We start from the raw sequence: 5,074 nt of genomic DNA on the forward strand, positions 1-5,074 counted from the left end.
GGTCATGGCGAGGGGCCTACACCCGATCCCATCCCGAACTCGACCGTGAAAACCCTCAGCGCCGATGGTACTGCGTCTTAAGACGCGGGAGAGTAGGTCGCCGCCAGGTCTTCCAAACGTGCAAAAAGAAAAACCTAATCACGATCACGGCGCACCCCCAGCGCCCACACATCACCGCGGGGTGGAGCAGCCCGGTAGCTCGTCAGGCTCATAACCTGAAGGTCGCAGGTTCAAATCCTGCCCCCGCAACCAAATACACAAAAAGCCCAGCCTCAAAAAGGCTGGGCTTTTTGTATTATCGGAAAGGGAGGCAAGGGGAGAGCGGGGGCCTGATTACTCGAAACTCATATCGACGTTTCTCTTTCGAGCACGATCAGATTCAGCCCAAACAGCCATTTTCTCTGCTTGGGATATGGTCCAATTCGCAATCTTCTGATCGGGGTGATTAGCAAGCACCAGGACTGCTTTCCGGCGTTTCTCAAGAATATCGGCCAGAGAGCCGGACCAACTGGAAGGGTGTAACCGCTGCCCGTAGTGGCCTAATATGGCTTCTTTGTCGGGGGCAGCCTCTAGAAGGGCAATAGCGAGGGGCGATAGTGCCTCATGGCCTTCGTCATCTCCACCCTCGAAAAGGGGTATCGTTTCCGCTAAAACGTCGAAGCGTTCTTCCGGCTCTCTGCTAGCCCAAGCGACCAAAACGTTCAGCGGCACTGGGGCGAGCGGGTGAGGGCAAGTGTACAGGTCTTCGGTGAGCTGCCGTCGGATCATGCTGGTAGGCGCTGCTGCAAGAATGTTTGTGAGGGCGACTTCCGGCTGCACCTTAAACAGGCTGTGGAGGAACTGACCATAGTGATAGCCGGGCGCGCCGTTTGACAAAGCCAGCAGAAATTTTGAGCAGATGCGTTCTGCACTTTTGACGGCTTTTGAGCTCGCTAAGCATACTTCTGCAATCTTCGCCCATTTGTAGTCGATGTGGTCCTGTAATCCCGAATATATCCTTTGCTCAAGCAAACTCTGACCGATTGCCGCTAGTTTGTCAGTGACCTCGCCGCCACTATATTTCACTGCGTGAAGTTTCATGTAAAAGATGTCTGCCGCGATCTCCAGCCCCTCCGGCTTTATAGAAATGTGTAGCGCGGCGGCTAATTTTGGACTGACCGACACTTGATTTTGGACTCTCTTGGAGCCGTTAGAACAGGGGTTTGAAGCCCTCTTCTAACGGCATTTTTGTGCCGCCGCCGCTGCCCTCTTGACGCCCCGCACGCAGTAGAACATTAAGGGAACATCTTGATCTGTTGCGGAGCTTCGCCATGGCCAGGAAGACCCTCTATATCTGCCAGCCCTATCTCCTGGAGATGGGCAAGACTGAGAAGCTAAAGCCCGGAGTGGCGATTACACCCTCAACCAAGGACGCAGCCCTGCGCCGGGCGGATCGGCTCCTTGAGATGCAGGGCATCGTGGGTGTCGACGTGGTCGAACAATCGGCTGATAGCGAGTTGGGCGAGTATGACGAGCCCATCTATCTCGCCCGCCTCGGTCGCGTGCCGGAGAGGGAAGCATGAGCAAGGGGGACTTTCGCGAGGAGCTGAAGCTCTATGCCGTCGATCACCGGGGCGAACCCTTTGCCTTGATCCTTGCCAAGGACCCGATGGCAGCCGTGCGCAACTCTGCGCCGATGATCAAGTTACTGGCCGACCGACACGCAGATAATGACCACACCCCACCGAAGATCGATCTCCAGGAAGAGATGAAAAGAATGGTGGCCAGGAAGCCGACTACGGCAGAGGGGCTGCGATGGGCGGCAGAGGCCCGGCAGTGGAGTGGCGGAGTAGCACTGGCCGCCATCCCTCTGTGACTATCCAAATATGCACGATGTCAAAGAGCCAGAGCCCGCCCCACAAGGCGGGCTCTTGTTATGAGGTTTAGAGATTATCGGCCGGGGGCTTTGGGTAAGGCCTGGGGCGCATCCTTAAGTCCCGTTTGTATGCCGGCTTCAAAAAGAAAATGTAGCGGAACTGCCGCAGGCGGCGCTTCGTCGCCCGGTGCAAGTTCTGCCTCAGATGCTCTCCCCGCTGACCGCCTTTCTTATGAGCCGTCAGGAGGAGCTTATGATAGGTCTCCCCATCCAATTCATAGAATGGCGTCCAGTGGCTGCCGAGAAAAAGGAAGTTCGCAGCCTGATAGACGACGCCCCAGCGGCCGCAGCGTTCATCCGCATAGGATTGTACCCAGCGGACAGAGGGGCACGCCCGCTTGATGAACTTGAGGGCGTAGCTAATCGCACGGCTTTCGCTATTCCGGGGGGCGCGGTCATCCAGCCACATCCGGTTGAGTTCGAGGTATTCGGTGTTGCCGGTGTTGGCTACGACCTTGCTGGCGGCAGCGGGATTGAGCGCATAACCGAATTGCAGCACGCCCATCAGTTCGCCCTCCAGAAAGACGCCAAGGTGAATATAGGAGTTGTTGACGATCCGGCGGGAGTAATGGTGTGCCAGGATGATTTCCACCGCCTGAGCGCGGGGGATCGTAGCGAGGTAAAAGTCCCTACAGCCGAACCCGGCCAAACCAAGGCTTCCGTAGATGTATCCTGGATATTCATTTTCCGGACGGCGGATGATACCGGGAATGGGTGGATGATGGGGCTTCCGATTGCCCAAGAGCGTCCTCCATAGGATGTGACGCTCTTGGGCGTTCGGATGCGGGGCTCGCAGCCCTCAGGTGATTGATCGCCCCGCAACGCGGGCATTTGATCTCGATAGTGCGGTAAACAGCCTTTGCTAAAAGCTTGCGGCAGCTGCCGCAGCGGATGGACTCCATAAGTGGTAGTGCCTACACTCGCCCCGCCCGGTGCACGGGTGCGGGGATGACCGGATATCCGGCCGGTTCTTGTCATGCGAGGTCCTTTCTCGCGGTTCTGGGCGTTGGCGCGCCCAGCCCCCCCGCCGGCCGACTAGCGAGCGGAGGGGAAAGATGTCGACCCACAACAAAGAGGCACAGGTCGCGAGCTTCGCCGCCACGATCCAGTATGGCGTCGTAACCATTCAGGGGTTGCTCGCTGGTAATGGCGGTGGTGTAACTGCGCTGTTTGCTCTGAAAGGTGGGAATGATCTTCATCGTTATGTTGATGCCGCTGCTGTCTTCGCATCGGGCTTTGTTTTTGCCCTTGTTTGCTCGTTCTGTTCCTACTTCTCTCAAGGGCTCTTAACGCGATCCGCTGCTGCGGGTGCTGCGGGTGCTGCGGGTTCAGAGGACAAAGCAGAGGACAAAGCAAGAGAATGGGGTTCCAAAGGAATGAAATGGCGGTCAGGGGCCATCATCTTTGGCTTATTCTCCTTGGCCTGCCTTGTAGGGGGCGGCGTCCTGTCTTTCTCCATCGCCATGTATGCGGAGCTTCCACGCTAATTCCCATCTGACAAGGCGGCGAAAGCCTCGTCGATCTCAGCTAGGGTGGTGATGGTGCCTGCCTTGATCGCCCCGGCAAGCTGCGCCTCAAGGGCGAAGCATTGAAGGACATGCTGGCGGGCCTGGATGGCCATCGCCTGCATCTGCGCATTGCTGATCGGCTCGAAACCGTGGGGAAATTTCCACAGTTCGTCGGCGCTGCGGATGCCCAGGGCTATGGCCTGCAGTTCAGCCAAGTATTTTGCTTGGCTGGCTTCATCGGTGCGCAAATGCCAGCCGCCCCAGAGGGTCCCGCCGACTTCGGCCTGCCAGCGGCGCTCGGCTAGGTAGGCAAGAAGCTCTTCAGTTGTCGGGGAGGGTTCGACCCATGATTTCGATGCCCCATCGTAGATCTGGTCAGCATGCGTCGGGGGCTCCGGCACTTCTACCGCGCCCTCCACGTCCGGCTCCAGCCCGACGAAAGCGCCAAGATAGCGCCCCTCGGCATCCACGAAGTAGCGATTGGTCGGGGCGGCCTCGCTCTGGTCTTCCGCCTCGCCATCAATGACTTCGGGTTCATCGGATTGCGTGGTCATACGTAAGCCTCCGCGTAGAAGCGCCAATTGTCGGGGGTAATCATCGTTTTGAGGTTCGAGGTGGCGGTTTTCTGGACGATCCACGGTGCCCGATCCGAGAAACGGAATCCAAGCTGGGTAGCCGTAGCCCAGCATGTCCCGCCAGAGTATGGGTTGCTCCAATCAGGAAGGACCATCGGGAACCAGTAGATTTCGTCGCCAACTGAATAAGTCAGTTCCGCCGTGACGCATCGCATCTTCCACACGACCAGCTTGGGGATCGCTCCCAGGCCGTGGTTCGCCGTGACGCTACCCCAGGCCACATAGGTTTGATCCGGAAGCCGGAAGGACTTTGTGAAGTTGGCGTAATTGCCGATGTTGCCGGTGGTGATGTTTTCCGACCAAGAAGACCATACACCTGCGTACCTTCGACGGATAAATGTACGATTGGTTACTGCCGGAGTGAACGTCTGCTTATGCGTCTGATTTGAAGAGCTTGCTTCAACCAGAAGGAACCCATCCGCTGCAACGGGAAGATCGGCATGCGAACGCACGTAATACATGCCAGAAACAGTTAAGGTGTTAGGGTCACCTGAGAACAAAGCCGTTTGTGCTACCGCCAGACCGGCGGTCGCCATGTCAGTCTTGAGGGCGTATCGCGCATCTTGTTCTTGCTGTGACCATTGGAGTTTGTACCAATCAGACCAAGTACCGTTAAACCTACGCCTCCTCCAAACCATGGTGTTGTTTGGTCCAGAATTTCCAGAAAAGGCATGCACAGTTTGAGTTACATAAAGTTCATTATGCCTTTCAACAAAGCCCATCCACCACGCACCCGAACCCGTTTCGCCAGGAGGGGCATTGGCAGCACCAGAGGCCATATACCAGCCGTTCTCTAGGGCATTGTTCCAGTCGGTAATGTCAAATGCCCTAACGCCGAGGCGGCCAGGAAGAGCGCTCTCCAGTCTAGCTGCTAGATGCTGCGCCACGCGCTGGGGCGTCATTAATTTGGTCGTGTTCGTCCCCGCCTCGGCCTCGGCCTGGGTGGCGATGTCGATATTGTGGGTGTGACTTTCGGCAGACGCCGCATTGGTGGTGGCGGCCGTCAGGGTGCCGGG

Annotated in this window: 8 protein-coding genes, 1 tRNA gene and 1 rRNA gene; 5 read left to right on the forward strand and 5 right to left on the reverse strand. The window is 57.4% G+C overall.

Annotation, left to right across the window (positions count from 1 at the left end; translation table 11 throughout):
- Together rrf and EPD66_RS23380 are read left to right on the forward strand one after the other, a co-directional pair.
- Positions 1–109, forward strand: a 5S ribosomal RNA gene (rrf, locus tag EPD66_RS23375); the annotation flags it as partial.
- A 66-nt stretch (positions 110–175) separates the two neighbouring features.
- A tRNA-Met gene (locus EPD66_RS23380) sits at positions 176–252 on the forward strand.
- Between the two features lie 81 nt (positions 253–333).
- On the opposite strand, the gene EPD66_RS23385 is transcribed toward EPD66_RS23380, so the two are convergent.
- Entirely contained in the window at positions 334–1,164 is an 831-nt protein-coding gene (locus EPD66_RS23385) for a hypothetical protein (protein WP_142850976.1), read from the reverse strand.
- Positions 1,165–1,310: 146 nt separating this feature from the next.
- Here EPD66_RS23385 and EPD66_RS23390 point away from each other — a divergent pair, with 146 nt between their 5' ends.
- Both EPD66_RS23390 and EPD66_RS23395 read left to right on the forward strand, forming a co-directional pair.
- Positions 1,311–1,562, forward strand: a complete 252-nt coding sequence (locus EPD66_RS23390) for a hypothetical protein (RefSeq protein WP_142850977.1) — start codon at positions 1,311–1,313, stop codon at positions 1,560–1,562.
- The gene (locus EPD66_RS23395) at positions 1,559–1,855 is read left to right on the forward strand and encodes a hypothetical protein (RefSeq protein ID WP_142850978.1); all 297 of its coding nucleotides are present in this window, start codon (positions 1,559–1,561) and stop codon (positions 1,853–1,855) included. The genes EPD66_RS23390 and EPD66_RS23395 overlap by 4 nt, the downstream gene beginning before the upstream one ends.
- Before the next feature lie 67 nt (positions 1,856–1,922).
- Here EPD66_RS23395 and EPD66_RS23400 read toward each other — a convergent pair whose 3' ends face one another.
- Together EPD66_RS23400 and EPD66_RS24870 are read right to left on the reverse strand one after the other, a co-directional pair.
- Entirely contained in the window at positions 1,923–2,657 is a 735-nt protein-coding gene (locus EPD66_RS23400; RefSeq protein ID WP_221931100.1) for a hypothetical protein, read from the reverse strand.
- Positions 2,596–2,817 (reverse strand): Com family DNA-binding transcriptional regulator, encoded by a 222-nt coding sequence (locus tag EPD66_RS24870; protein ID WP_142850979.1) that lies wholly within the window; start codon positions 2,815–2,817, stop codon positions 2,596–2,598. Before EPD66_RS24870 ends, EPD66_RS23400 begins: the two co-directional genes overlap by 62 nt.
- A 153-nt stretch (positions 2,818–2,970) precedes the next feature.
- Here EPD66_RS24870 and EPD66_RS23410 point away from each other — a divergent pair, with 153 nt between their 5' ends.
- Complete coding sequence (locus EPD66_RS23410; RefSeq protein ID WP_142850980.1) at positions 2,971–3,402, forward strand: hypothetical protein; 432 nt, start codon at positions 2,971–2,973, stop codon at positions 3,400–3,402.
- Here EPD66_RS23410 and EPD66_RS23415 read toward each other — a convergent pair.
- Together EPD66_RS23415 and EPD66_RS24225 are read right to left on the reverse strand one after the other, a co-directional pair.
- On the reverse strand, positions 3,399–3,977 hold the full coding sequence (locus tag EPD66_RS23415) for a DUF4376 domain-containing protein (RefSeq protein ID WP_185961596.1): 579 nt from the start codon (positions 3,975–3,977) through the stop codon (positions 3,399–3,401). The genes EPD66_RS23410 and EPD66_RS23415 overlap by 4 nt on opposite strands.
- The coding region (locus EPD66_RS24225) for a pyocin knob domain-containing protein (RefSeq protein ID WP_221931098.1) at positions 3,974–5,074 on the reverse strand (1,101 nt) is incomplete at its 5' end. The genes EPD66_RS24225 and EPD66_RS23415, both read right to left, overlap by 4 nt.

This window comes from Telmatospirillum sp. J64-1, from assembly GCF_006980715.1.
Classification (GTDB): Bacteria; Pseudomonadota; Alphaproteobacteria; order Rhodospirillales; family Magnetospirillaceae; genus Oleiliquidispirillum; species Oleiliquidispirillum nitrogeniifigens.

Excerpts from the sequence above, each read along its gene's own strand:
- EPD66_RS23390 (WP_142850977.1), top strand. The coding sequence starts at position 1,311 with ATGGCCAGGAAGACCCTCTATATCTGCCAGCCCTATCTCCTGGAGATG.
- EPD66_RS23395 (WP_142850978.1), top strand. The coding sequence starts at position 1,559 with ATGAGCAAGGGGGACTTTCGCGAGGAGCTGAAGCTCTATGCCGTCGAT.
- EPD66_RS24870 (WP_142850979.1), bottom strand. The coding sequence starts at position 2,817 with ATGGAGTCCATCCGCTGCGGCAGCTGCCGCAAGCTTTTAGCAAAGGCT.
- EPD66_RS23410 (WP_142850980.1), top strand. The coding sequence starts at position 2,971 with ATGTCGACCCACAACAAAGAGGCACAGGTCGCGAGCTTCGCCGCCACG.
- EPD66_RS23415 (WP_185961596.1), bottom strand. The coding sequence starts at position 3,977 with ATGACCACGCAATCCGATGAACCCGAAGTCATTGATGGCGAGGCGGAA.